This window comes from Aeromonas veronii (genome assembly GCA_041319085.1).
Taxonomy (GTDB): Bacteria; Pseudomonadota; Gammaproteobacteria; order Enterobacterales; family Aeromonadaceae; genus Aeromonas; species Aeromonas veronii_F.
Window position 1 is genome coordinate 3,737,927 of sequence record CP101033.1, and the last position, 25,734, is coordinate 3,763,660.

The following is a 25,734-nucleotide window of genomic DNA, read 5'->3' on the forward strand; positions in this document are numbered from 1 at the left end:
CCCTCTCACTTACAGGACCAGTCGACGAATGTCGGACAGCACGCCGTTCATGGTGGTGATGAAGCGAGCCCCATCGGCACCATCGATCACGCGGTGGTCGTAGCTCAGAGCCAGCGGCAGCATCAGGCGCGGCGCGAACTCTTTACCGTTCCACTTCGGCTTCATCTCGGACTTGGAGACACCGAGGATAGCCACTTCCGGCGCGTTGACGATCGGGGTAAAGCTGGTACCGCCGATGCCACCCAGGCTGGAGATGGTGAAGCAACCGCCCTGCATATCGGCCGCGGTCAGCTTGCCGGCACGAGCCTTCTTGGAGATCTCGGCCAGATCGCGAGAGAGCTCCATGATGCCCTTCTTGTTCACATCGCGCACCACAGGCACCACCAGACCGTTGGGGGTATCGACCGCCACACCGATATGGATGTACTTCTTCATAATCAGCTTGCTGCCATCTTCGGACAGGGAGCTGCAGAAGCGCGGGTGAGCTTCCAGCGCCTTGGCGGCGGCTTTCAGGATGAACACCAGCGGGGTGATCTTCACGTCTGCCTTCTGCTTCTCGAGCATCGCATTCTGCTCTTTGCGGAACGCTTCCAGCTCGGTGGTATCGGCTTCGTCGAACTGGGTGACATGAGGGATCATGACCCAGTTACGGTGCAGGTTCGGACCGGAGATCTTCTGGATGCGGGTCAGTTCGACCTCTTCCACATCACCGAACTTGCTGAAGTCTACCTTCGGCCACGGCAGGACACCCAGACCGTTGCCACCGGCTACGCCGGCAGAGGCAGGAGCGGACTCGGCACGCTTGATGGCATCCTTCACGTAGGCTTGTACGTCTTCTTTGACGATACGGCCCTTGCGACCGGAGGCTTTCACCTTGGCCAGGTTGACGCCAAACTCGCGCGCCAGACGGCGTACTGCCGGAGAGGCGTGTACATAAGCGTCATTGGCAACGAAATCGGTCGCAGCGGCAGCAGCCTGGGCAACCGGAGCCGGAGCAGCGGCAACAGGGGCTGCAGCGACCGGAGCGGCAGCTTGAGCAACCGGCGCGGCAGCAGGGGCAGCGCCAGCCACTTCGAATACCATGATCAGGGAACCGGTGGAGACCTTGTCACCTGCCTTCACCTTGATCTCTTTGACCACACCGGCGAACGGCGCAGGCACTTCCATGGAGGCCTTGTCACCTTCCACGGCGATCAGGGACTGGTCGGCTTCAACCTTGTCACCCACCGCAACCATGATCTCGGTGACTTCCACTTCGTCGCCACCGATATCCGGTACGTTGACCTCTTTGGCCGCAGCGGCAACCGGGGCTGCAGCCACGGGCGCGGCAGCTTGAGCCGGTGCAGCAACGGCAGCAGGCGCAGCGCCAGCCACTTCAAATACCATCACCAGAGAGCCGGTAGAGACCTTGGCACCAGCGGCAACCTTGATCTCGACCACGCGGCCTGCGAACGGTGCCGGTACTTCCATGGAGGCCTTGTCACCTTCCACGGCAATGATGGACTGGTCAGCTTCTACCATGTCGCCCACGGCAACCATGATTTCAGTCACGTCCACTTCGTCGTCACCGATGTCCGGTACGTGCACATCTTTGCGCACGGCAGCGGCAGGTGCGGCGGCCGGAGCAGCAGCAACCGGTGCAGCCACTTCAGCAGGGGCGGCAGCGCCTTCGGCTTCGAAGACCATGATCTGGGAACCGGTGGCAACCTTGTCGCCCACCTTGATCAGGATCTCTTTGACGATACCGGCGGACGGGGCCGGAACTTCCATGGAGGCCTTGTCGCCTTCTACCGCGATGATGGACTGGTCCAGCTCGACCTTGTCACCCACGGCCACCATGATCTCGGTGACTTCAACTTCATCGGCGCCGATATCCGGCACCATAATCTGTTTGGACATTGTGCTTTATCCTCTTGCGTCGATCCGCATGACTGGCTGATGCCGCCACGCACATCTCGCGTTAACCGTTTTAAACCCTGGCAGGGTCGCGCCGCATGACGGCGCGACCCTTGATCCACTTACGCGTACAGCGGGTTGACCTTGTCGGCATCGATGCCGTACTTGGCGATGGCATCGGCCACAACCTGCTTGTCGATCTCGCCGCGCTTGGCCAGTTCGGTCAGGGCAGCAACCACCACGTAGAACTCGTTCACTTCGAAGTGACGACGCAGGTTGGCACGGCTGTCGGAACGGCCGTAACCGTCGGTACCCAGCACGCGGTAGTTCTCGGTCGGAACAAAGGCACGAACCTGATCGGCGAAGGACTTCATGTAGTCAGTCGCAGCGATGGTGGCTTCGGAACCCAGTACCTGAGCGATGTAGGGAACACGCGCCTCAGAGGTCGGGTGCAGCATATTCCAGCGATCCGCGTCCTGACCGTCACGAGCCAGCTCGTTGAAGGAGGTGACGCTGAATACATCGGAACCGATGCCGTACTCGCTGGCCAGGATCTGGGCAGCCTTGCGCACGTGACCCAGGATGGAACCACAACCCAGCAGCTGAACTTTCGCCTTGGCACCGGCGACGGATTCCAGCTTGTAGATACCCTTGCGGATGCCTTCCTCGGCGCCTTCCGGCATGGCCGGCATGGCATAGTTCTCGTTCAGGGTGGTGATGTAGTAGAACACGTTCTCCGGGTTCTCACCGTACATGCGGCGCAAGCCGTCCTGTACGATCACCGCCACTTCATAGGCGTAGGACGGGTCGTAGGAGATGCAGTTCGGGATGGTGTTCGCCAGGATGTGGCTGTGACCATCTTCGTGCTGCAAACCTTCGCCGTTCAGGGTAGTACGACCGGAGGTCGCACCCAGCAGGAAGCCACGGGCTTGCTGGTCACCGGCTGCCCACGCCATGTCGCCGATCCGCTGGAAGCCGAACATGGAGTAGTAGATGTAGAACGGGATCATCGGGCAGTCGTTGGTGCTGTAAGAGGTCGCAGCTGCCAGCCAGGAGGACATGGCGCCCAGCTCGTTGATACCGTCTTGCAGAACCTGACCCTGCTTGTCTTCCTTGTAGTAGGAGACGATGTCGCGGTCTTGCGGGGTGTACTGCTGACCGTGCGGGCTGTAGATACCGATCTGGCGGAACAGACCTTCCATACCGAAGGTACGGGCTTCGTCAGCCAGGATCGGAACGATGCGCTTGCCGATGGACTTGTCTTTCAGCATCACGTTCAGGGAACGCACGAACGCCATGGTGGTGGAGATTTCGCGCGCCTGCTCGCCCAGCAGCGGACCGAAGGCATCCAGTGCCGGGATTTCCAGCTTGGTGGTGCTTTCGCGCAGACGGGTCGGCACATAGCCTTTCAGGGCAGTGCGACGGTCGTGCAGGTATTTGTGCTCGGCAGAACCGGCTTCGATCTTCAGGTAAGGCAGATCGGCCAGTTGCTCGTCGGCCACCGGCAGGTTGAAGCGGTCACGCAGGTGACGCACGGAGTCCAGCTCCATCTTCTTGACCTGGTGAGCGATGTTCTTGCCTTCGGCCGCTTCACCCATGCCGTAACCCTTGATGGTCTTGGCCAGAATAACGGTCGGCTTGCCCTTGGTCTGGGTCGCCTTGTTGAATGCGGCGAACAGTTTGCGAGGATCGTGACCACCGCGGTTCAGAGCGAAGATCTCCTCGTCGGTCATGTCTTTGACCAGCGCGGCAGTTTCCGGATAACGGTTGAAGAAGTGCTCGCGGATGTAGCCACCGTCGCGGGACTTCATGGTCTGGTAGTCACCGTCCACGGTCTCGTTCATCAGCTGGATCAGCTTGCCGGAAGTGTCTTTCTTCAGCAGCTCATCCCACTTGCGACCCCAGATCACCTTGGTCACATCCCAACCGGCGCCAGCGAACAGGCCTTCCAGCTCGTTGATCACCTTGCCGTTACCGACAACCGGACCATCCAGACGCTGCAGGTTGCAGTTAACCACAAACACCAGGTTGTCGAGCTTTTCACGCACGGCAACGGTCAGGGCACCCTTGGCTTCCGGCTCGTCCATCTCGCCATCACCCAGGAAGGCGTAAACAGTCTGCTCGGAGCAATCCTTGATACCACGGTCGGTCAGGTACTTCAGGAAGCGAGCCTGATAGATGGCGGCGATGGGGCCCAGACCCATGGATACGGTCGGGAACTGCCAGAAGTCCGGCATCAGTTTCGGGTGCGGATAGGAAGGGATACCCTTGCCGTCCACTTCCTGACGGAAGTTGTCCAGCTGCTCTTCGGTCAGACGACCTTCAGCGAAGGCGCGAGCATAGATGCCCGGGGAGATGTGACCCTGGAAGTAGACCAGATCGCCACCATCCTTCTCGTTGCGAGCACGGAAGAAGTGGTTGAAGCAGACATCATAGATGGTCGCAGAAGAGGCGAAGGAGGACATGTGACCACCCAGGTCCAGGTCTTTCTTGGACGCGCGCAGCACGATCATCATGGCGTTCCAGCGGATGATGGCGCGAATGCGGCGCTCCATCTCCAGGTCACCCGGGTAGTCCGGCTCGTCGCTGGACGGGATGGTGTTGATGTAATCGCGATTTGCCTTGGCAGCCACGTCTACACCGCTTGCGCGGGCTTTCTCGGCCAACTGTTCAAGGATGAACGATGCGCGTTGCGGACCCTCTTCACGCAGCAGGGATTCCAGAGAGGCAAGCCACTCCAGCGTTTCTATCGGGTCCACATCGTTCTTCAGGATATCAGACATGGCTGGTTCCTATGTTGTTGTGATTGCACGGCATTGCACGACGAAGGGCGCAAGCATTCGACAATAGAGCCTTGTGGGATTAGTTTTCCTGCTGACGGATCCGACGCATGGATCGCTGGATCCGGCTGTCTTCCCTCTGCATATCCAACAAGGTGTCCTCGATAAAGGCCAGATGCTCATGACAAGCTGTTCTGGCCCGCTCCGGAGCCCCCGAAAGAATAGCCTCGATCAGATTCGCGCGATGGCGACGGATCTTGGCTACCACTCCCGGGCGGCGATTCAAAATCTCGTTATTCTGCAGAATGTTCTGCTCGAGCATCGGGCTCATGGCCCGCAGCAGGTGCAGCAGCACCACGTTGTGGGACGCCTCGGCCACCGCCAGATAGAACTGGGTGACAGCTGCCGATTCGGCCACCAGCGAACCCGACTGGCCCGCATCGATGATGGTGGTTTGCACCTGACGAATGCGCTCGAAATCAGATTCTGTTCCCCGCAAGGCCGCGTAGTAGGCACAGATGCCTTCCAGCGCGTGGCGAAACTCCAGCAGGTCATACCGGGCTTCCGGGTGGGTACTGAGCAGTTCAAACAGCGGATCGGCGATCCCCTTGCTCAGGGCATTCTGCACATAGGTGCCGCCGCCCTGACGGCGATAAAGCAACCCGCGCGCCTCCAGCCGCTGGATGGCTTCGCGCAGGGAGGGGCGCGATACCTGAAACTGGATGGCGAGTTCCCGCTCGGGCGGCAATTTCTGCCCCGGTTGCAGGCTGCCTTCCAGAATCATCTGTTCCAGCTCGGCGACAATGGAGTCGGCTAACTTGGGTTGTGTAATCTTGCGATAGGGCATGAGGCTACTTTGTTAAATTGGTATTACCAATTCTATGAATGGGGCGGAAATTAGCAGAGGCCTTTTGAAAAGTCCACCCAAAAGATGATCTGAGTCAAGAATCACCGAGGTCACTTGCGGGGCAAAACAGGGCAAACATGATGTAGCTCATAGAAAATGGTCTGACCAATATTTTTGACTGCGCTCACAAATAACATTTGCGCAACCAGAGACAACAATGGCCTGCCAGATCGGCAAGCCATTGATTTTAAAATCCAAACTCAATTTGAATAATTGCTTTAGCTGTTTAGCAGCTGCCGGTAGTAATCCCACTGAAAACTGACTCCGGGATCCGTCTTGCGCCCCGGTGCGATGTCGCAATGACCGACAATTTTTTCGTGGGTAATCGCCGGATAGCGCGCTGAAATGGCTCGAGTGAGCCCCGCCAGCGCCCGGTACTGGGCCTCGGTATAGGGGGTTTCGTCGGTTCCTTCCAGCTCGATACCGATAGAGAAGTCATTGCATGCCTCTCGCCCCTGCCAGCTCGAGACACCTGCATGCCAGGCGCGCGCGCCAAACGGCACATACTGCACCAGCTCGCCATCGCGGCGGATCAGGCAGTGGGCCGAGACCCGCAACTGATGGATACCGGCAAAATAGGGGTGAGCCTCGGGGTCGAGCCGCCCCATAAAGAGATCGTCGATAAAGGGGCCGCCAAACTCGCCCGGCGGCAGGCTGATGCCATGCACCACCAGCAGGGAGATATCGTCCGGCGCGGCCCGTTCGTTGTGATGGGGAGAAGGCACCCGGCGCGCCTGCAGGCACCAGCCCGCCGGGTCGATAGTCAGATCATCGGATTGCATAAGGCTCCTTGTGGGGCGGGAATGGTGAGTCGTGATTCGGGACCCGGGATTCGGGATTCGGGATTCGGGATTCGATCATTCACGATTCCCGAGTCCCGAATCACCATTCACGAATCACCATTCCCAAATCCCGATTTACCATTCACCTCGCACGCTACCACCAAGCGGGCACGGCGGGCAATGTGATAGGGTATCGCCATCGCCACTACCGGAGCCCCGCCATGTCCCCTTTCACCCGCCAACCACCACCGGGCGGCGCGCCCCGGCTGGCTCGCCGCTTCTGGCTGCTGGCCTGGCTCTCTTTGATGGGCCTGCTGACCCTCTATTTTCACTCCCGCTCGCAACCGAGCGTCACCGCCAGCGGCGAGCTGCTGCTGCGGGCCGACCAGAGCGGCCACTATCGTCTGGCGGGGGCCATCAACGGTCAGCCGGTGCAACTGCTGCTCGATACCGGTGCCACCCGCATCACCATCCCGCAACAGGTTGCCGAGCGGCTCGGCCTGACCGCCCATGGCAGCAGCCAGGTCAATACCGCCGCGGGGCAGATCCGGGTCGGCAACGGCACCATCGAAACGCTGGCGATGGGGCCATTGACCTTGTACGATCTGGCCATCTTTATCAATCCGGCGGCAGACGGTGACGAAGTGCTGGTTGGCATGAACGCCCTCGGTCGGCTGGAGCTGGTTCAAAAAGAGCGGCAGTTGCTGCTCAGACCCTTGCAGGAATAAGAGATGTTTCAACAGGATGTCAGTCGCGCCGTGCGCGCCGCACTACTCGAAGATCTGGGCGATGCCCTCACCACGCTGGACCAACCGGACGCCAGCGCCGATATCACCGCCCAGCTGATCCCGGCCGATCGGCTGGCCAGCGCCCGGGTCATCACCCGCGAAGCCGGCGTATTCTGTGGCCAGCCCTGGGTGGATGAGGTCTTCTTGCAGCTGAAGGCCCAGCTCGGCGGCGAGGTGAAGGTGGAGTGGCAGGTGCAGGATGGCGAAGTGCTCTCCCCCAATCAGGAGCTGTTCCGCCTCCATGGCCCGGCCCGCCTGCTGCTGACCGGCGAGCGCAATGCGCTGAACTTTGTCCAGACCCTCTCCGGCGTTGCTACCCTCACCGCCCGCTATGTGGCCGAGCTGGAAGGCACCGACTGCCGGCTGCTCGACACCCGCAAGACCATCCCTGGCCTGCGCACCGCCCAGAAGTACGCGGTCACCTGCGGCGGCGGCAAGAATCACCGCATCGGCCTCTATGACGCCTATCTGATCAAAGAGAACCATATCCTCGCCTGTGGCGGCATCGCCGAGGCGATTAACGAGGCGCGCCGTCTTAATCCGGGCAAGCCGGTGGAGGTGGAAGTGGAATCGCTGGCCGAGCTGGAACAGGCGCTGGCAGCACACGCCGATATCGTGATGCTCGATAACTTCGAGCTGGCCATGATGCGTGAAGCGGTCGCCATCAATCAGGGCCGCGCCAAGCTCGAAGTCTCCGGCAATGTGACGCTGGATACCCTGGCGGAATTTGCCGCCACCGGCGTCGATTTTATCTCGGTCGGGGCGCTCACCAAGCATCTGCGGGCGCTCGATCTCTCGATGCGTTTTCTCCCTGCCGAGAGCCAACAGTGAACCGAATCACCGGGGCCTGAGCCAATACGCGGGCCAAGCGGATAAACAACTTGCAAAAGGCGCCCTGGGCGCCTTTTCTTTATGCAGGGATCCCTCAGCAAAGGAGTGTAAAGATGGATCCGCTCCCCCCATAGAAAAGAGTCGATAGAAGCCAGTTGTTTTATGATGCCTATCAAATTTTTGCTAAATGACAGAAAAGTGGTTAACAAAGGCAGCAATCTCTGTTGCCACCCCTGACAGCTCGGATAAGATACTGACGTGCGGGTGATTTTCTACCGCCACTTCCCAGGAACCAAGGATAAAAGGACAGTTGAAATGAAAAAACAATCGGGTTTTACCCTTATTGAATTGATGATCGTGGTCGCGATCGTGGCCATTCTGGCGGCGGTGGCACTGCCGGCGTATCAGAACTACACCAAAAAAGCCAAGATGACGGAGTTGGTCTCCGCTTCTGGCGCAGCAAAACTTGCAGTCGAAGTTTGTGTTCAGACAAATGGTGTTACAGCTTGTACCGCTGGTAGCTACGGCATTCCGGGCGCAGCACCTTCTCCTGCCGTTTCTACTGGTGTTGAAACTACAGCTGCAGTCTCTGGCAACCAGTACACAATCACATCTGAAGTAAAAGACACAGCCCTTTCTCCGCTTGCTGCTGGCGATAAATATGTGCTCACAGGCACAGTGCAAAGTACTGGCCAAGTAACATGGGCTGCTGCATGTAAAAACGGCACAACAGACCTTGATTACTGCCCTGCTAAATAAATGACCTCTAGCCCTAATAGCGGCCTGGCGTTAAGCCTGGCCGCCTCTTCACTGATCAGTGAAGAGGAGTCCCAGCGCTATCTAAGCCAGGCCAGGGCCCAGCGCAAACCCTTTGTCACCTTTCTGATTGAGAACAGCATCCTCGACAGCAAGGCGCTGGCCGATTTTTGCGAGCTGGAGTATGGGGTACCTCTGCTGGATCTTGCCGCCTTCGACTTGGCCGAGATCCCGCAGAAGTTCCTCAATCAAAAGCTGATTGAGAAACACCATGTGCTGCCCATCTACACCCAGGGCCACACCCTCTATATCGCCATGTCGGATCCGACCAATGTCTCGGCACTGGAGGATTTCGGCTTCAGCTTCGGCCTGCATACCGAGGCGCTGCTGGTGGAGGAGAACAAGCTCACCGCCGCCATCGGCAAGCTGCTGGAGAGCGAAAACGACGCCCTCGGCATGGATGATATCGACGAAGCGGAGATTTCGGATCTCGAGGTCTCCGACGAGAGCAGCCGGCTTGACGAGAGCGTCAACACCACCGATGATGACGCGCCCATCGTCAAATACATCAACAAGATCCTGATGGATGCCATCAAGCGCGGCGCCTCCGACCTGCACTTCGAACCCTATGAGTTCAAGTATCGGGTGCGCTTTCGCATCGATGGCATTCTGCACGAAATTGCCACCCCGCCGGTCAATCTGGCCAATCGCTTCTCCGCCCGCCTCAAGGTGATGGCGCGGCTCGATATCGCCGAGCGGCGGCTGCCGCAGGATGGCCGCATCAAGCTGAAGCTGTCGCGCACCAAGTCGATGGATATGCGGGTCAACACCCTGCCCACCATGTGGGGGGAGAAGATCGTGATCCGGCTGCTCGACTCCTCGGCGGCGCGGCTCAATATCGAGCAACTCGGCTTTGACGACCGGCAGAAGACACAATACCTGCGGGCGCTGTCGAAGCCACAAGGGATGATCCTGGTCACCGGCCCCACCGGCTCGGGCAAAACGGTGTCGCTCTATACCGGCCTCAATATTCTCAACACCACCGAGGTGAATATCTCCACCGCCGAAGATCCGGTGGAGATCAACCTGCCCGGCGTCAACCAGGTGCAGGTTAACCCCAAGGCGGGGCTGACCTTCGCCAGCGCCCTGCGATCTTTCTTGCGGCAAGACCCGGATGTGGTGATGGTGGGGGAGATCCGCGATCTGGAGACCGCCGAGATCGCCATCAAGGCGGCGCAGACCGGCCACCTGGTGCTCTCCACCCTGCACACCAACTCCGCCGCCGAGACCCTGACCCGGATGATGAACATGGGGGTGCCCGCCTTCAACATCGCCTCCTCGGTGACCCTGATCATGGCCCAGCGGCTGGCCCGCAAACTGTGCGACCACTGCAAGGCGCCTGAAGTGGTGCCGGAAGCCGAATTGCTGGAGCTGGGCTTTACCCCGCAGCAGTTGGCGGCCGGGCTGCGGCTGTTCAAACCGGTCGGGTGCAAGGAGTGTTCGGGCGGCTACAAGGGGCGGGTCGGCATCTACGAAATCATGCTGATGTCGGAAAACATCGCCAAACTGATCATGCAGGGCGCCAACTCGCTGCAAATCGCGGCGATCGCCCAGAAGGAGGGGATGCGGACGCTGCGCACCTCGGGATTGGAGAAGGCCAGACTCGGCGTCACCAGTCTGGCCGAGGTCAACCGGGTCACCACCAACTAATTCGCGTGGCGAAATGGTTGCCGATAATAGTGAATTCGTTGTTCGTTGTTCGTTGTTCGTTGTTCGTAGGTTCGATTAGCGTAGCGTAATCGGACAATCGCGTAATCGGACAATCGCCTAACCGGACAATCGCGTAATCGCGTAACCGGACAGTCGAGTAGATACACAGCTTTGTAGGTTCGATTCACGCCTGGTAATCGGACATCGGTATCATAAGGGCTGACGCCCTACCCCATTGCAGGATGCAAAGATGGCAACCCTAACGAAAAAGAACAATGCCCCCAAGAAAGTGTTCGCCTTCAGCTGGCACGGGGTAAACCGCAAGGGGCAGAAAGTCTCCGGCCAACTGCAGGCCGACAGCATCAACACCGTCAAGAGCGAGCTGCGCAAGCAGGGGGTCAACGTCACCAAGGTGACCAAGAAATCCCAGGGGCTCTTCTCCAAGGGCGGCGCCAAGATCAAACCGATGGATATCGCCATCGTCTCCCGTCAGATCACCACCATGCTCTCCGCTGGCGTACCACTGGTGCAGAGCCTGCAGATCATCGCGCGCAGCCACGAGAAAATCTCGATGCGCGAGCTGATGGGACAGGTTGCCGCCGATGTGGAGACCGGCACCCCCATGTCGGAGGCGCTGCGCCGTCACCCCCGCTACTTTGACGCTCTCTACTGCGATCTGGTGGAAGCGGGGGAGCAATCCGGTGCGCTGGAGACCATCTACGACCGTATCGCCACCTATCGGGAAAAGTCAGAAGCACTCAAGTCGAAGATCAAGAAGGCGATGTTCTACCCCACCATGGTCATTCTGGTGGCCATCGTGGTGACCTCCATCCTGCTGCTGTTCGTCATTCCGCAGTTCGAGGATATCTTCAAGAGCTTTGGCGCCGAGCTGCCGATCTTCACCCAGTTTGTCATCGGCATCTCCCGCTTTATGCAGAACTGGTGGTATGTCTTCTTTGGTGGCACGGCCATTGGCATCTTCCTCTACGTGCGGGCCTGGCGCGCCTCCCAGAAGGTGAGAGACAATACCGACAAGTTTGTGCTGACCATTCCGGTGGTCGGGATGATCCTGCACAAGGCGGCCATGGCCCGTTTTGCCCGCACCCTGTCGACCACCTTCTCCGCCGGTATCCCGCTGGTGGATGCGCTGATCTCGGCGGCTGGCGCCTCCGGTAACTATGTCTATCGCACCGCTGTCATGGCCATCCGCAACGAGGTGGTGGCGGGCATGCAGATCAACGTGGCGATGCGCACCGTCGATCTCTTCCCCGACATGGTGATCCAGATGGTGATGATCGGTGAAGAGTCCGGCGCCATCGATGATATGCTCTCCAAGGTTGCCACCATCTTCGAGCAGGAGGTTGACGATCTGGTCGATGGCCTCACCAGCCTGCTGGAACCCCTCATCATGGTGGTGCTCGGGGTGCTGGTCGGCGGCATGGTTATCGCCATGTACCTGCCCATCTTCAAACTTGGCGACGTGGTGGGGTAGTGAATCGAGAATGCTTAATGCTTAATGCTTAATGCTTAATGCTTAATGCTGAATCGGGATTCGGGATTCGGGATTCGATCATTCACGATTAACGACTCACCATTCACGACTAACGACATTCAACACTCAACACTCAACCGACCTGACAGAGGTTTTTGCCGATGACCATGGTTATCGAGCTGGCGGCCGCGCTGCCCTGGCTCTACTTCTCGCTGGTTTTTCTGTTCTCCCTGATGATCGGCAGCTTCCTCAACGTAGTGATCCACCGCTTGCCCATCATGCTGGAGCGGGAGTGGCAGACCGAGTATCGCAGCTACTTCGCCCCCGATGAGGACACCCCCGCGCCAGAGCGCTACAACCTGATGGTACCGCGCTCTGCATGCCCTCACTGTGGCCACGCCATCACCGCGCTGGAGAACATCCCGCTGCTGAGCTGGCTCTGGCTCAAAGGGCGTTGCCGCGACTGTCAGGCCCCCATCTCGGCCCGCTACCCACTGGTGGAGCTGCTGACCGCCCTGCTCTCGGTGGCTGTTGCCATGGTGGTTACACCGGGTTGGGGCACGCTGGCCGCTCTGCTGCTCACCTGGGTGCTGGTGGCCCTCACCTTTATCGATCTCGACAAGATGTTGCTGCCCGACCAGCTCACCCTGCCACTGCTGTGGGGCGGGCTGCTGTTCAATCTGGCAGGTGGCTTCGTGCCGCTGGCTGATGCCGTAATTGGCGCCATGGCGGGCTATCTGGTGCTCTGGAGCCTCTACTGGGCCTTCAAGCTGCTGACCGGCAAGGAGGGGATGGGCTATGGCGACTTCAAGCTGCTGGCGGCGCTGGGCGCCTGGCTCGGTTGGCAGGCGCTGCCCATTATTCTGCTGCTCTCCTCCCTGGTCGGCGCCGTGATCGGCATCAGCCTGATCACCTTGCAAAAACACCATCAGGGCAAGCCCATCCCCTTCGGCCCCTACCTGGCCATCGCCGGCTGGATCGCCCTGCTGTGGGGCGATACCATCACCCGCTGGTATCTCTCTACCCTGCTCTGAGCAAGAGGCCCCCATGTATGTAGTTGCTATCACCGGTGGTATCGGCAGCGGCAAGACCACTATCGCCAATCAGTTTGCCGCGCTGGGTATCGAGGTGGTGGATGCCGATGTGATCGCCCGCGAGGTCGTTGAGCCGGGCACCCCGGCCCTGGCCGCCATCGCCGATCATTTTGGCCCCGAGGTGATCGATCCGAGCGGTCAACTCGATCGTCGTACCCTGCGCGAGCGGGTCTTCAGCGACCCACAGGCCAAGGCGTGGCTCAATGCCCTGCTGCACCCGCTCATTCGCAGCGAGATGCTGCGCCAGTGTGCCGCGGCTCGCTCACCTTACTGCCTGCTGGTGGTGCCGCTGCTGGTGGAGAACAAACTCACCGGCCTTGCCAACCGGGTGCTGGTGATCGATGTGGACGAAGCCACCCAGATTGAGCGCACCTGCCGCCGGGATGGGGTATCGGCCGAGCAGGCCAAGGCCATCATCGCGGCCCAGGCGAGCCGGTCGGCGCGCCTCGCCGCAGCGGATGATGTCATCGAAAACCACAATGGCGGCGAAATGGCGATTAACATGCGGATTTTGGCGCTGCACAAGACATATCTGGCAATTGCCTCTCAACAAGCCCGCCAAGTGTGAGTACACTAGGCCGGTTTATGACTGGCCAGGATTAGGCATGATTTACGACTTTCCCCTCAATGAAAAAAGCCGGACCTATCTTCGTCTGGAGTCCCTGTTTTCCCAAATCCGCGACAATCTGGAGAGTGAGCAATCCTGGACACATATCGCCTTCTTCAAGGGGCTGTTCGATCTGCAGGAGTTGCTGGAGCGTGGTGATCTGCGTGCCGATCTCATCAAGGATCTGGAGCGGCTGGGCCAGCGTCTGAGCCACTGGGCCAGCCTGCCCGGCGTCGACCTGGTGCAGATTAAACAGATGCAGCAGGAGAGTAGCCAACTCTCTCGCGACCTGCTCAACGCGCCTCGCCCGGGAGCCCGCCTGAAAGAGGATCGCCTGCTCGGCTCCATCCGCCAGCGCTTCTCCATTCCAGGTGGCCTGTGTGCCTTTGATGTGCCGCAGTTGCATCACTGGCTGGGTACCCCGACCATCACCCGTCACCAGCAGATGCAGGACTGGCTGAGCGACATCACCCTGCTGATGAATGCCATTACCTTGCTGCTGCGCCTGTGGCGCGAGTCCGGCGCGTTCAGTGAACAGGTTGCCAACAACGGTTTCTTTCAGGACACCGCCGAGAGCGCCGAGCTTATCCGCATCAGACTGCCGGGCAATCTGCTCTGCTATCCGACCCTGAGCGGCCACAAGAACCGCTTCGCCCTGCGCTTTCTGCCCACCGCAGAACAGCCGATTGGCGATGTGCCGTTCCAGCTCGCCTGCTGCTAAGGAGACATCCAGATGGTCACCAAGGTCAAATGCCCGACTTGCCAAACCGAGTCGGAAATTGGCGTCCGCAACCCTTTACCATTCACTTGCTGCTAAAGAGGCATCCTAAATGGTCACCAAGGTCAAATGCCCGACTTGCCAAACCGAGTTGGAGTGGGGCCCACAGAGTCCGTTCCGCCCCTTCTGCAGCAAGCGCTGCCAGCTGATCGATCTCGGCGAATGGGCTGATGAAGAGAAGCGCATTCCGGGCGAGATCAACCCGGATCTGCTGCCGGAGCCGGAAGAGGGCGATCAGTGGCTATGAGCCAAAGATCACTCATCTCCGTAGCATGAAAAAAAGCGCCCGCGCCATGCCTCGCTCTGATGAGGGGATGGATTCAGGGTTGATTGGGGTATCGGGCGAGACGCAGGTTGGCGCTGAGCATAGCGAAACCCAACCTAAGATTTAGCCAAACATGCGATTTAGCCCAACTTCCGAGATGAACATAAAAAGGGGAACCTCGCGGTTCCCCTTTTTCATGCCTGATCATCTTCCGCTGGTCACAGCATCTGCTTGAGGCGATAGAGCAGATCGAGCGCCTGACGCGGGGTCAGCTCGTCCGGGCGCACCGCTTCCAGCTCTTCCACCACCGGATGGTTCTGCGGGGCGAGAGTCACCGGAGCCGGGCGGCGTTCACCGGCGGCCACCGGGGTGGCGCTCTCCAGCTCGTGCAGTTTGTGCCGGGCCTGCTGGATCACCGATTTCGGTACCCCGGCCAGCGCAGCGACTTGCAGGCCGTAGGAGCGGCTGGCTGCCCCCTCCTGCACCGCATGCATAAAGGCGATGGTGTCGCCGTGCTCCACTGCATCGAGGTGGACGTTGGCCAGCCCGCTCATCAGCTCCGGCAAGCGGGTCAGCTCGAAGTAGTGGGTGGCGAACAGGGTGTAGGCGCCAATCTTGCTCGCCAGCTGCTCGGCGCAGGCCCACGCCAGCGAGAGGCCGTCGTAGGTGCTGGTGCCGCGGCCAATCTCGTCCATCAGCACCAGACTGCGGGCGGTGGCGTTGTTGAGAATATTGGCGGTTTCGGTCATCTCCACCATAAAGGTGGAGCGGCCGGAGGCGAGATCGTCTGACGCCCCGATGCGGGTGAAGATACGGTCGATGGGGCCGATGCGGGCGCTGTCGGCGGGCACGAAGGCGCCGATATGGGCCAGCAGCACGATCAGCGCGGTCTGGCGCATGTAGGTCGATTTACCGCCCATGTTGGGGCCTGTGATGATCAGCATCCGCCGCTCCCGCTCCAGCCGGATCGGGTTGGCGATGAAGGGGTCGGTCATCACCTGCTCCACCACCGGATGGCGGCCCGCTTCGATCAGGATCTGATCCTCATCGATGAGGGTCGGACAGCGGTAGTCGAGAGTCTCGGCCCGCTCGGCCAGATTGGCCAGCACGTCCAGCTCCGCCAGTGCGGCGGCCGATTCTTGCAGATCGCCGAGGTGCGGCAGCAGGGCATCGAGCAGCTCTTCGTAGAGTCGCTTCTCCAGCGCCAGCGCCTGGGCCTGGGCGGTGAGCACCTTGTCCTCGTATTTCTTCAGCTCATCGATGATGTAGCGTTCGTTGTTCTTGAGGGTCTGGCGGCGGATGTAGTGGGCCGGCACCAGATGGCTGTTGGCGCGGCTCACCTCGATATAGAAGCCGTGCACCTTGTTGTAACCCACCTTGAGGGTGTTGATGCCGGTCAGCAGCTTCTCCCGCTCCTCGATGCGGGCGAGGCTGGCGGTGGCGCCGTTGGCCAGATCCCGCAGCTCGTCCAGCTCCTGATTGAAGCCGTCACGGATAACGCCGCCATCGCGGATCAGCACCGGCGGCACCTCCATCACCGCGCGTTCCAGCAGGTCGAGCAGTTCGGGGAAGGTGCTGGCGCGCTCGGCCAGCTGTTGCACCGCTTCGTGCTCGTTATCCGCCAGCAGGCGCTGCAACTCGGGCAACTGGGCAAAGGCCTGACGCAGGCGGGTGAGGTCGCGCGGGCGGGCCGAGCGAAGGGCGAGACGCGCCAGCACCCTCTCCACATCCCCCACCTGACGCAGCAGACTGCCCAGCTCGTCGTAGAGGTTCTGCACGATCAACTCCTTGATGGTGCTCTGGCGGCCTTTCAGGATCACCCGATCGCGGATCGGCTGGTGGATCCAGCGCTTGAGCAGGCGGCTGCCCATGGGGGTGGCGGTGCGATCCAGCACCTCGGCCAGGGTATTCTCATAGCCTCCCGCCAGATTCTGGGTCAGCTCCAGATTGCGGCGGGTGGCGGCATCCATGATGACCGCGTGATCCGGCTGCTCGAGGCGCACGTTGCGGATATGGGGCAGCGCAGTGCGCTGGGTATCCTTGACGTACTGCATCAGGCAACCGGCGGCGCACAGGGCGGTCTCGCTCTTGTCGACGCCAAAGCCCACCAGATCCTGGGTGCCGAACTGCTGGCAGAGCAGCTTGCGAGCGGTGCCCAGCTCAAACTCCCACTCGGGGCGGCGACGCAGGCCGCGGCGACCCTCGACATGGTGCAGAAACTCGAACGATTCGGGATAGAGCAGCTCGGCCGGATTGGTGCGCTGCAGCTCCGCCAGTAAAGTCTCTTCTTTCTCGAACTGATTGATGAAGAAGCGGCCGGAGCCGATGTCCATGGTGCCGAAGCCGAAGCGGCGGCCATCGTGGTAGACGGCGGCGATCAGGTTGTCCTGCCGCTCGCTGAGCAGCGCCTCGTCAGAGACGGTGCCCGGGGTGATGATGCGGATCACCTTGCGCTCCACCGGCCCCTTGCTGGTGGCGGGATCCCCCACCTGTTCGCAGATGGCGGCCGACTCGCCGAGCTGCACCAGCTTGGCCAGATAACCCTCGATGGCATGATAGGGCACGCCTGCCATCGGGATGGGGCTGCCGGCCGACTGGCCGCGCTTGGTCAGGGAGATATCGAGCAGTTGGGAGGCCTTGCGGGCATCGTCATAGAACAGCTCATAGAAGTCGCCCATCCGGTAGAACAGCAGGATCTCCGGGTTCTCGGCCTTGAGGCCAAGGTACTGCTGCATCATGGGCGTGTGTTGCTGTAGATTCTCTATTGTTATCAATGTCGATTCGCCATTAAGTTGCTGTTCTTGCTCTAATATTTTTCTTTATTAAGGCTCGGGGTGGTTCAATTTTTCTCATCCAGGCGCACTGAATCTTGCTTTAAGACGTTGCTTGACGCGTCGGTTCCTGTGATGGTGAACCAGGTTAAAATGACAACCTACGCGCAGGCTCTCATAGCAAAACGATATGAAAGGATGTCAGTGATGAGTGCGCTCCAGAATAGCAAACCGCTTTCTTACAAGGCAATTGAGTCGATGCAGCCAGGAGACATGAAACATCGCGCCTTGCCACGCAGGATCATGGCGGTGGTGTTCTGATGATGTTGTCAAACTGGCTATCGAGGGTGGAGAGATATCCGGCCCGATGGATCGGGCCGGATGGAGGGCTCAGTGGGTACGCAGCAGTCTGCGGGTGAACGGCAGGGCCGCCAGCAGATGATAGGCCAGCAGAGACGACCCCAGCAGCAGCGGCACCTTGGCGATCTCCCACTGGATGGATGCACCCTGCGGGCCAAACATGAAGAGCCAGACCACCAGCATCATGTGCAGACAGTAGATCCCGAGCACTTTGGGAGCCTGGCGCTCCAGCCAGCTGCCCTTGCCCCATTCGGGGTTGGCCAGCAGTAGACCAAACAGACCGAGGGCCCAGGGAAGGGAGCCGAGCAGGAAGTCGTGGCGGGTGAGCGGCACCCCAGCGAAGTGCTGCAGCGCCCAGGCTTCACAGCCATAGAGCGCCACGCCCGCCAGCAGCAGTTGCCAGCCGGTGCTGGCATCCGGTTGCCACTGACGCTGGCGCAGCAGGGCCCCCAGCGCCACAAACAGCAGGGAGAAGAAGGGGCCGTTACGGGTGAGCAGTGGCCACTCGGCGCCCAGTAGCGGTTTGGCATAGGAGCCCCCCAGCAACGCCAGCAGGTAGAGGCCAAGACCCAGCCAGAGAGCGAGCGCTGGCCTGCCAAGCCGGTAGCAGAGTGCCAGCAGGGTCACCGCCATGATCAGGGCTGGCAGGAACCAGAGGTGGATCATGCCGCCCACCAGCCAGCCGTTGAGGGGGTCGGCGAGCTGGAACTGCCACTGCCCGCGCAGGGAGGCCAGATAGCCTTGCTGCACGGCAGCCAGCGGATTGAACGGCACCAGCAGGTAGACCAGACTCCACGCCAGCCAGAGCAGCAGCAAGGGGCGGCAGTAGCGCCAGGCTACGGTCAGCGGCGCCTCGCGAGTCAGTCTCGGCTGCAGAAAGTAACCGGCACAGAGGAAAAACAGCGGCACGGCAAAGCGGCATAGCTGGTTGATGGCGCCGCTCAGCCAGAGCCAGGATCCGCTTCCCCACAGGGTGGGATTGAACGGATTGGCGAAGGGGGAGACGTGAATGGTCATCACGGCCAGAATGGCCAGCACCCGCCCGCACTCGATACTGGAAATACGCATGGTGGCTCGTCGTTACAGGGATGGTAACGGCACGCTAAAACCCTTGCTGGCGACTTACAACCAATTGATTTTATTAGTGTGAATCACGCTGTTGAGTAGTTACGTTTTGTAACTGGATGGCGGAAGGTGTTACCTGTAACGGGAGCAAGCTCCCGTTTTTTGAGCGCGGTCATGGAGAATAAAAAAGGGCCGATTGGCCCTTTTTTGATGCTTTTTGATGGCTACCGGCTCAAGCCAGCAGGCCCTGTAGCCGTGCCACAATCGGGCCATTGGCATCGGGAAAGTGATAGTTGTGCAACTCTGCCACCGGCACCCACAGACACTCCTGCCCCTCCTTACCAAACGGTTCGCCGCTAAAATGGGTCACCTTCCAGATATCGAGCAAGACCTGCTTCTCGGGGTAGTCGTGCTGCAACTCCATGAAGGGAGCACAATCCTGCACCCGGATACCGATCTCTTCCCACAGCTCCCGATCCAGCGCGGTGAGCAGATCCTCGCCCGACTCCACCTTGCCACCGGGAAACTCCCAACGATCCCCCTGATGACGGTCGGAGGAGCGTCTGGCGATGAAGATATCGCCCCGTTCATTCTCGATGACGCCAACCGCCACCCAGATCCGCTTTTTCTGTTCCATCTTGTTACCTTTACACGCTATGCATGACCGGACCGTTAGATGAACCCAACCTCCGGTTGGGTGAGCGGCCGATGATGCCTGATATCCGATTTCCTTTCGTCAAGTGGCGCCACCCCGGTGACTTTGCCACCCTCTGACAAAAACAAGGCGGGCACCGGGCCCGCCTTGTCATGGCATTACGTCGATCAGGTCAACTGACCGTGGCAATGCTTGTACTTCTTGCCGGAGCCACACGGGCAGGGATCGTTGCGACCGATCTTCTGCTCGTCGCGCACAAAGGTGGTGTGACCCTCTTCGCCTGCGGCCTCTTCATCGGCCAGCTGATTCTCTGCCGCGGCGTGGGTGTAGGTACGGGGAGCGGCTTCCGCCTGCTGGCGCTGCTGCTCTTCCATCGCTTCCACATCGCGCTCCTGGACCTGAACCCGGCTCAGGATGCTGACCACATCGCGCTTGAGGGTTTCCAGCATCTGGGTGAACAGATCGAAGGATTCGCGCTTGTACTCCTGCTTGGGGTTCTTCTGGGCGTAACCGCGCAGATGGATGCCCTGACGCAGGTGATCCATGGCCGCCAGATGCTCTTTCCACAGACCATCCAGAGTTTGCAGCATCACTGCTTTCTCGAAGTTGCGCAGCACCTCTTTGCCGACCAGCTCTTCCTTGTGGGCATAGAGCTTGGTGGCTTCATCCAGAATGCGCTCGCGCAACTTCTCTTCATACAGCTTGTCATCTTCCGCCAGCCACTGTTGCAGCGGCAGGTCGAGGGCGAAGTCTGCCCTCAGACGCGTTTCCAGGCCCGGCACGTCCCACATCTCTTCCAGAGACTGGGGCGGGATGTACTCGTCAATCACCGCACCGTACACGTCGTCACGGATAAGATGAATGGTCTCGGAGATGTCGTTGGTATCCAGCAACTCATTGCGCTGCTCGTAGACCACCTTGCGCTGGTCGTTGGCCACGTCGTCAAACTCCAGCAAGCTCTTGCGGATGTCGAAGTTACGACCTTCCACCTTGCGCTGGGCGTTTTCGATCGCCTTGGTGACCCACGGGTGCTCGATGGCTTCGCCCTCTTCCATACCCAGCTTCTTCATCATGCCGGTCACGCGGTCTGAGGCGAAGATCCGCATCAGGGTATCTTCCATGGAGAGGTAGAAACGGGAGGAGCCCGGGTCACCCTGACGACCGGAACGGCCGCGCAGCTGGTTGTCGATACGACGGGATTCGTGACGCTCGGTACCGATAATGTGCAGACCACCGGCGGCCAGCACCTCATCGTGACGCACCTGCCAGGCGGCTTTCAGCTCGGCAATCTGCTCGCTGGTCGGGTTTTCCAGCTTGGCAATCTCTGCCTGCCAGTTGCCGCCCAATACGATGTCGGTACCACGACCGGCCATGTTGGTGGCGATGGTCACCGCGCCAATCTGACCCGCCTGAGCAACGATCTCCGCTTCCATAGCGTGGAACTTGGCGTTCAGCACCTTGTGCGGGATCTTCTCCTTGGTCAGGATGCCGGAGAGCAGCTCGGAGTTCTCGATGGAGACGGTACCCACCAGCACCGGCTGACCACGGGAAACGCAACCGCGAATATCTTCGACGATAGCGGCATACTTCTCATTGGCGGTCAGATAGACCAGATCGCCCATGTCCTTGCGCACCATCGGCTGGTTGGTCGGGATAACCACGGTATCCAGGCCATAAATCTGCTGGAATTCAAAGGCTTCGGTATCTGCAGTACCGGTCATGCCCGCCAGCTTGTTGTAGAGACGGAAGTAGTTCTGGAAGGTGATGGAGGCCAGCGTCTGGTTCTCGTTCTGGATCTTCACCCCTTCCTTCGCTTCAACGGCCTGATGCAGACCATCGGACCAGCGACGACCCGGCATGGTACGGCCGGTGTGCTCGTCGACGATGACGATCTCGTCTTTCTGGACGATGTAGTCCACGTTGCGCTCGAACAGGGTATGGGCGCGCAGACCGGCATTGACGTGGTGCAACAGGCTGATGTTGGAAGCGGAGAACAGGGAGTCGTTCTCGTCCAGCAGCCCCTCTTTCTTGAGCAGCTCTTCCACGAAGATCTGGCCGTTTTCGGTCAGCAGGGCCTGACGGTTCTTCTCGTCCACCGTGTAGTGACCGTCGCCGGTGTACTCTTCAGTGTCTTCCTTGTCCTGCTTGACCAGCAGCGGGATCAGCTTGTTGACGCGAATATAGAGCTCGGAGCTGTCTTCGGCCGGGCCGGAGATAATGAGCGGGGTTCGGGCTTCATCGATAAGCACCGAGTCCACCTCATCCACCAGCGCGTAGTTGAGCGGACGCTGGACGCGCTGCTCCGGCGAGAACGCCATGTTGTCGCGCAGGTAGTCAAAACCGAATTCGTTGTTGGTACCGTAGGTGATGTCGGCGGCATAGGCGTCACGCTTCTGGGACGCATCCATGCCAGGCACGTTGCAGTCGACGGTCATGCCGAGGAAGGCGAACAGCGGACGGTTTGCTTCCGCATCACGCTTGGCCAGGTAGTCGTTAACGGTCACCACGTGCACGCCACGGCCACTCAGGGCGTTCAGATAAGCCGGCAACGTTGCAGTAAGCGTCTTACCTTCACCGGTCTTCATTTCCGCGATGCGGTTGGAGTTCAGCACCATGCCACCGATCAGCTGCACGTCGAAGTGACGCATGCCGAACACCCGCTTGGAGGCTTCACGCACAGTGGCGAACGCTTCCGGCAGCAGCTGCTCCAGGGTCTCGCCCTGCTCGATACGCTGACGGTATTCAGCCGTCTTGGCCTGCAACTCGGCATCGGACAGAGCCTCGAACTGCGGCTCCATGGCATTGATCTGTTTTACAATTTTGCGCAAAGCCTTGAGCGTTCTGTCGTTCCGGCTGCCGATAATCTTGGTAAGCAGTGTGCTAATCATGGGTACCAACTATTTCTGGTTATAAAAGCGTTCCGTCACTGGAACCTGAAAAATAAAACCTAACCCCGGCTGGCACTGAGAAAGCGTGCGGGGTTGACCTGACGACCGTCTTTCAACACTTCGTAATGCAGATGGACCCCGGTCGCGCGACCGGTACGTCCCATCAAGGCAATCTTCTGACCCTGATCAACCAGGGTGCCCACCTCGACCAGCAATCTGGAGTTGTGGGCATAGCGGGTGATCAGGCCATTGCCGTGATTAATCTCCACCATATTGCCAAATTCCGGATGACGGCCCGCCCAGCTGACAATGCCGGGCCCGGTGGCCAGAATCGGGGTGCCGGGTTTGCCACGGAAATCCACCCCCTTGTGCATCTTGGCACGCCCGTTGAACGGATCGACCCGTCCACCAAACCCGGACGAGACCCAGACTCGTTCCTGTTTGACTGGCGTGCCGGAAATAAAACCGGCATCGGTGATATGGTGATTCATGATGAAAGATTCAAGTACCGACAGCTGATCTTCACGGCTGCTGAGTTGCTGGCTAAGGTGCTTCATCGAGGCTTGCAGCTCGTTGAGGTTCACTTCCAGATCTTCATCATAAGAAGGGCCACCCATCGGGGGCAGCTCTTTGAAATTGAACTCGTCGGGATCGAGATCGGCCTGCTCGGTCAATCGTTCGCCGAGGGCATTGAGACGGCCAAGCTGGCCCTGCATGGTGCCTACCTGGGCAGCCAGCATCGCCAACTGTTCACGGGCTTCGTCGCCACTCTGGTCGATGGACTGTTGCTCGGCAACGGCGAGCGCCACTTCCAGCGCCGCCATTTTCTGGTGCCAGCTCTGCCAGAGCCAACCACCACCAAGCGCCAACAGGGAGAAGAGAATACCGCCGACCCAGGCCAGACGTTGTTTGGGCAGGTGCAACTTGCGTCGCTGCTTGCCGTGGAGGATCAGGGTAATGCTCATAGAAATCAGTCTGCTCGGTCAGGTGCGGCCAGGAGCCTGCACGGGAAATAAAACCGGGAGATAATCGGTATTAAAGGATGGAGTAAACAAATGACGGAACGTCGGTGCGGAGAGAGGACCGACGTTCCGTTGCACAGCTATCAGGCCAGAACCAGACCGTTGTCGTAGTATGCGATAGGCGCTTTGTCGCCCTCACCCTCGAAGGTCACCAGTTCCCAAGCCTCCTGCTCAGCCAGCAAGGCACGCAGCAGCTTGTTGTTCAGGGCATGTCCGGTCTTGTAGGCACGGAACTCACCGATGATGCTGCGGTTACACATATAGAGGTCACCGATCGCGTCCAGCATCTTGTGCTTGACGAACTCGTCCTCATAACGCAAACCATCTTCGTTCAGCACCCGATAGTCGTCCAGTACCACGGCGTTTTCCAGGCTTCCGCCCAGCGCCAGGTTCTGGGAACGCAGGTACTCGATATCACGCATGAACCCGAAGGTACGGGCTCGGCTGATCTCTTTCACGAAGGAAGCACCGGAGAAGTCCAGCACGCAACGCTGGTTGCGCCCTGCAAAGACCGGATGCTGGAAATCGATCTCGAGATCCATCTTGAAGCCGTTGCGATAGGGGTGGAATTCCGCCCACTTGTCGCCATCTTCAACCCGGATGCTCTTCTTGATCCGCACAAACTGCTTGGCCGCATTTTGCTCACGGATCCCGACTTCCTGCAGCAGGTAGATAAAGGGATGCGCACTGCCGTCCATCACCGGGATCTCGGGCGCGTCAACCTCGACATAGAGGTTGTCGATACCCATCCCAGCCAGCGCGGCAGAGAGGTGCTCAATGGTAGAGACCCGCACACCAGCTTCGTTGACCAGAGCGGTACAGAGCACGGTATCGCGCACCTGATCGGCATTGGCTGGCAGCTCCACCACAGGATTCAGGTCGGTACGCAAGTAAACGATCCCTGTGTTCACAGGTGCCGGACGGAACGTCATAGTGACTTTCCGACCCGAATGCAGGCCGACACCAGTCGCCTGTACACTCGTTTTCAAGGTTCTTTGTCTAATCATGGGTGTACCCTAAACAGCTTAAAATCCGGACCAGATGGTCGTTGGCAGGCCATCTTAGCACATTCCTTGAACAACAAACAAACAAGAGCCATAAGAGGCTTAGTCAGCTTGCTTGCGCAGGAACGCCGGAATATCCAGGTAATCCGGTTCGCGACGAGCTTGCGGCTCGGCGTTGACCACCTTGGCCGGGGCTTCGTCCATCACGCGGCCTTGCATCATGTCGCTGACCAGCGGTTGACGTACCGGGCGCTCTTGCACCTGGCTGCTCTTGACCAGCGTGATGTCCGGCTTGCGCTCGGCACCGATACCGGTGGCAACCACGGTCACACGCAGTTCGTCGTGCATTTCCGGGTCGATGACGGTACCCACAACAACGGTAGCGTTCTCGGAAGCGAAGGCCTTGACCGCGTTACCCACGGTTTCGAACTCTTCGATGGTCATGTCCATACCGGCGGTGATGTTGACCAGGATGCCACGGGCACCGGCCAGATCCACGTCTTCCAGCAGCGGGCTGGAGATGGCTTTCTCGGCCGCTTCTTCGGCACGGTCATCACCGGAGGCGGAACCGGTACCCATCATGGCGGTACCCATTTCACGCATCACGGTACGCACGTCCGCGAAGTCGACGTTGATCAAGCCCGGACGGGTAATCAGCTCGGCAATGCCCTGTACCGCGCCAAGCAGCACATCGTTGGCCGCCTTGAAGGCGTCCAGCAGGGAAATACCGCGACCCAGCACCTTCAGCAACTTGTCGTTGGGGATGGTGATCAGGGAGTCGACGTTTTTGGAGAGCTCTTCAATACCGTGCGCGGCGAAGCCCATCCGCTTCTTCCCTTCGAAGGAGAACGGCTTGGTGACGACGGCAACGGTCAGGATGCCCATTTCGCGTGCCACTTCGGCCACGATCGGCGCAGCACCGGTACCGGTACCACCACCCATACCGGCGGCGATGAACACCATGTCGGAACCGGTCAGCAGCTCACGCAGCGCTTCCCTGTCTTCCATGGCTGCATCACGACCCACTTCCGGATTGGCTCCGGCCCCCAGACCCTTGGTGATGCCACCGCCGATCTGCAGAGTGGTGTTGGCGCTGGAGTTACGCAGTGCCTGGGCGTCGGTGTTGACAGTAATGAACTCAACGCCTTCGATGTTTTGACGAACCATGTGCTCGACAGCGTTACCGCCGCCGCCACCTACACCGATCACTTTAATGACGGCTTCGTCAGTGTGGCTATCCATAAATTCAAACATGTTGTCTCTCCGCTTTGTTTGCCTGACTC

Annotated in this window: 20 protein-coding genes; 9 read left to right on the forward strand and 11 right to left on the reverse strand. The window is 59.7% G+C overall.

The features are described 5' to 3' along the window. Positions 1-9 precede the first annotated feature (9 nt). From aceF to ampD, 4 genes are all read right to left on the reverse strand, one after another. Complete coding sequence (aceF, locus tag NMD14_17790) at positions 10-1,899, reverse strand: pyruvate dehydrogenase complex dihydrolipoyllysine-residue acetyltransferase (protein XEI32543.1); 1,890 nt, start codon at positions 1,897-1,899, stop codon at positions 10-12. A 119-nt stretch (positions 1,900-2,018) separates the two neighbouring features. Then, on the reverse strand, positions 2,019-4,679 hold the full coding sequence (gene aceE / locus NMD14_17795; protein XEI32544.1) for a pyruvate dehydrogenase (acetyl-transferring), homodimeric type: 2,661 nt from the start codon (positions 4,677-4,679) through the stop codon (positions 2,019-2,021). Between the two features lie 79 nt (positions 4,680-4,758). Next, a complete protein-coding gene (gene pdhR / locus NMD14_17800; protein ID XEI32545.1) occupies positions 4,759-5,523 on the reverse strand; it encodes a pyruvate dehydrogenase complex transcriptional repressor PdhR in 765 nt (254 codons plus the stop codon). Between the two features lie 278 nt (positions 5,524-5,801). Then, positions 5,802-6,365, reverse strand: coding sequence for a 1,6-anhydro-N-acetylmuramyl-L-alanine amidase AmpD (gene ampD, locus NMD14_17805; GenBank protein XEI32546.1), 564 nt, complete (start codon positions 6,363-6,365; stop codon positions 5,802-5,804). A gap of 221 nt (positions 6,366-6,586) precedes the next feature. Between ampD and NMD14_17810 the strand changes: the two genes are divergently transcribed. From NMD14_17810 to yacG, 9 genes are all read left to right on the forward strand, one after another. Then, positions 6,587-7,093 carry a retroviral-like aspartic protease family protein gene (locus tag NMD14_17810; GenBank protein ID XEI32547.1) on the forward strand — a complete coding sequence of 169 codons (507 nt, stop codon included), beginning with the start codon at positions 6,587-6,589 and terminating at the stop codon, positions 7,091-7,093. Between the two features lie 3 nt (positions 7,094-7,096). Continuing rightward, complete coding sequence (gene nadC, locus NMD14_17815; GenBank protein ID XEI32548.1) at positions 7,097-7,984, forward strand: carboxylating nicotinate-nucleotide diphosphorylase; 888 nt, start codon at positions 7,097-7,099, stop codon at positions 7,982-7,984. Between the two features lie 315 nt (positions 7,985-8,299). Beyond that, positions 8,300-8,743 carry a prepilin-type N-terminal cleavage/methylation domain-containing protein gene (locus NMD14_17820; protein ID XEI32549.1) on the forward strand — a complete coding sequence of 148 codons (444 nt, stop codon included), beginning with the start codon at positions 8,300-8,302 and terminating at the stop codon, positions 8,741-8,743. Continuing rightward, positions 8,744-10,450: a PilB family type IVa pilus assembly ATPase TapB gene (tapB, locus tag NMD14_17825; GenBank protein ID XEI32550.1), complete on the forward strand. Its 1,707-nt coding sequence runs from the start codon at positions 8,744-8,746 to the stop codon at positions 10,448-10,450. Between the two features lie 250 nt (positions 10,451-10,700). Next, complete coding sequence (locus tag NMD14_17830; GenBank protein ID XEI32551.1) at positions 10,701-11,942, forward strand: type II secretion system F family protein; 1,242 nt, start codon at positions 10,701-10,703, stop codon at positions 11,940-11,942. A 161-nt stretch (positions 11,943-12,103) separates the two neighbouring features. After that, a complete protein-coding gene (locus NMD14_17835) occupies positions 12,104-12,976 on the forward strand; it encodes an A24 family peptidase (protein XEI32552.1) in 873 nt (290 codons plus the stop codon). A gap of 13 nt (positions 12,977-12,989) precedes the next feature. Then, positions 12,990-13,604: a dephospho-CoA kinase gene (coaE, locus tag NMD14_17840; protein XEI32553.1), complete on the forward strand. Its 615-nt coding sequence runs from the start codon at positions 12,990-12,992 to the stop codon at positions 13,602-13,604. 37 nt (positions 13,605-13,641) lie between these two features. After that, positions 13,642-14,364 carry a cell division protein ZapD gene (zapD, locus tag NMD14_17845; GenBank protein ID XEI32554.1) on the forward strand — a complete coding sequence of 241 codons (723 nt, stop codon included), beginning with the start codon at positions 13,642-13,644 and terminating at the stop codon, positions 14,362-14,364. A 109-nt stretch (positions 14,365-14,473) separates the two neighbouring features. Next, entirely contained in the window at positions 14,474-14,668 is a 195-nt protein-coding gene (yacG, locus tag NMD14_17850; GenBank protein ID XEI32555.1) for a DNA gyrase inhibitor YacG, read from the forward strand. 236 nt (positions 14,669-14,904) lie between these two features. Here the strand turns inward: yacG and mutS are convergent, their stop codons facing one another. From mutS to ftsZ, 7 genes are all read right to left on the reverse strand, one after another. Continuing rightward, positions 14,905-17,460: a DNA mismatch repair protein MutS gene (mutS, locus tag NMD14_17855; protein XEI32556.1), complete on the reverse strand. Its 2,556-nt coding sequence runs from the start codon at positions 17,458-17,460 to the stop codon at positions 14,905-14,907. Positions 17,461-17,847: 387 nt separating this feature from the next. Next, the gene (locus tag NMD14_17860) at positions 17,848-18,885 is read right to left on the reverse strand and encodes an acyltransferase family protein (protein XEI32557.1); all 1,038 of its coding nucleotides are present in this window, start codon (positions 18,883-18,885) and stop codon (positions 17,848-17,850) included. 229 nt (positions 18,886-19,114) lie between these two features. Beyond that, positions 19,115-19,519 carry an 8-oxo-dGTP diphosphatase MutT gene (gene mutT, locus NMD14_17865; GenBank protein XEI32558.1) on the reverse strand — a complete coding sequence of 135 codons (405 nt, stop codon included), beginning with the start codon at positions 19,517-19,519 and terminating at the stop codon, positions 19,115-19,117. Positions 19,520-19,704: 185 nt separating this feature from the next. Beyond that, positions 19,705-22,425 carry a preprotein translocase subunit SecA gene (gene secA / locus NMD14_17870; protein ID XEI32559.1) on the reverse strand — a complete coding sequence of 907 codons (2,721 nt, stop codon included), beginning with the start codon at positions 22,423-22,425 and terminating at the stop codon, positions 19,705-19,707. Between the two features lie 59 nt (positions 22,426-22,484). Next, positions 22,485-23,390: a M23 family metallopeptidase gene (locus NMD14_17875; GenBank protein XEI32560.1), complete on the reverse strand. Its 906-nt coding sequence runs from the start codon at positions 23,388-23,390 to the stop codon at positions 22,485-22,487. A 140-nt stretch (positions 23,391-23,530) separates the two neighbouring features. Next, positions 23,531-24,454, reverse strand: a complete 924-nt coding sequence (gene lpxC / locus NMD14_17880; protein ID XEI32561.1) for a UDP-3-O-acyl-N-acetylglucosamine deacetylase — start codon at positions 24,452-24,454, stop codon at positions 23,531-23,533. Positions 24,455-24,553: 99 nt separating this feature from the next. After that, on the reverse strand, positions 24,554-25,705 hold the full coding sequence (ftsZ, locus tag NMD14_17885) for a cell division protein FtsZ (protein ID XEI32562.1): 1,152 nt from the start codon (positions 25,703-25,705) through the stop codon (positions 24,554-24,556). Positions 25,706-25,734: the final 29 nt, after the last annotated feature.

What these genes read in the sequence shown, in the direction of transcription:
- aceF (XEI32543.1), bottom strand. Translation starts at nt 1,899, where the DNA reads ATGTCCAAACAGATTATGGTGCCGGATATCGGCGCCGATGAAGTTGAA.
- mutT (XEI32558.1), bottom strand. Translation starts at nt 19,519, where the DNA reads ATGGAACAGAAAAAGCGGATCTGGGTGGCGGTTGGCGTCATCGAGAAT.
- NMD14_17860 (XEI32557.1), bottom strand. Translation starts at nt 18,885, where the DNA reads ATGCGTATTTCCAGTATCGAGTGCGGGCGGGTGCTGGCCATTCTGGCC.
- nadC (XEI32548.1), top strand. Translation starts at nt 7,097, where the DNA reads ATGTTTCAACAGGATGTCAGTCGCGCCGTGCGCGCCGCACTACTCGAA.
- coaE (XEI32553.1), top strand. Translation starts at nt 12,990, where the DNA reads ATGTATGTAGTTGCTATCACCGGTGGTATCGGCAGCGGCAAGACCACT.
- NMD14_17835 (XEI32552.1), top strand. Translation starts at nt 12,104, where the DNA reads ATGACCATGGTTATCGAGCTGGCGGCCGCGCTGCCCTGGCTCTACTTC.
- NMD14_17810 (XEI32547.1), top strand. Translation starts at nt 6,587, where the DNA reads ATGTCCCCTTTCACCCGCCAACCACCACCGGGCGGCGCGCCCCGGCTG.
- ampD (XEI32546.1), bottom strand. Translation starts at nt 6,365, where the DNA reads ATGCAATCCGATGATCTGACTATCGACCCGGCGGGCTGGTGCCTGCAG.
- pdhR (XEI32545.1), bottom strand. Translation starts at nt 5,523, where the DNA reads ATGCCCTATCGCAAGATTACACAACCCAAGTTAGCCGACTCCATTGTC.
- NMD14_17875 (XEI32560.1), bottom strand. Translation starts at nt 23,390, where the DNA reads ATGAGCATTACCCTGATCCTCCACGGCAAGCAGCGACGCAAGTTGCAC.
- tapB (XEI32550.1), top strand. Translation starts at nt 8,744, where the DNA reads ATGACCTCTAGCCCTAATAGCGGCCTGGCGTTAAGCCTGGCCGCCTCT.
- lpxC (XEI32561.1), bottom strand. Translation starts at nt 24,454, where the DNA reads ATGATTAGACAAAGAACCTTGAAAACGAGTGTACAGGCGACTGGTGTC.
- ftsZ (XEI32562.1), bottom strand. Translation starts at nt 25,705, where the DNA reads ATGTTTGAATTTATGGATAGCCACACTGACGAAGCCGTCATTAAAGTG.
- secA (XEI32559.1), bottom strand. Translation starts at nt 22,425, where the DNA reads ATGATTAGCACACTGCTTACCAAGATTATCGGCAGCCGGAACGACAGA.
- zapD (XEI32554.1), top strand. Translation starts at nt 13,642, where the DNA reads ATGATTTACGACTTTCCCCTCAATGAAAAAAGCCGGACCTATCTTCGT.
- aceE (XEI32544.1), bottom strand. Translation starts at nt 4,679, where the DNA reads ATGTCTGATATCCTGAAGAACGATGTGGACCCGATAGAAACGCTGGAG.
- NMD14_17820 (XEI32549.1), top strand. Translation starts at nt 8,300, where the DNA reads ATGAAAAAACAATCGGGTTTTACCCTTATTGAATTGATGATCGTGGTC.
- yacG (XEI32555.1), top strand. Translation starts at nt 14,474, where the DNA reads ATGGTCACCAAGGTCAAATGCCCGACTTGCCAAACCGAGTTGGAGTGG.
- NMD14_17830 (XEI32551.1), top strand. Translation starts at nt 10,701, where the DNA reads ATGGCAACCCTAACGAAAAAGAACAATGCCCCCAAGAAAGTGTTCGCC.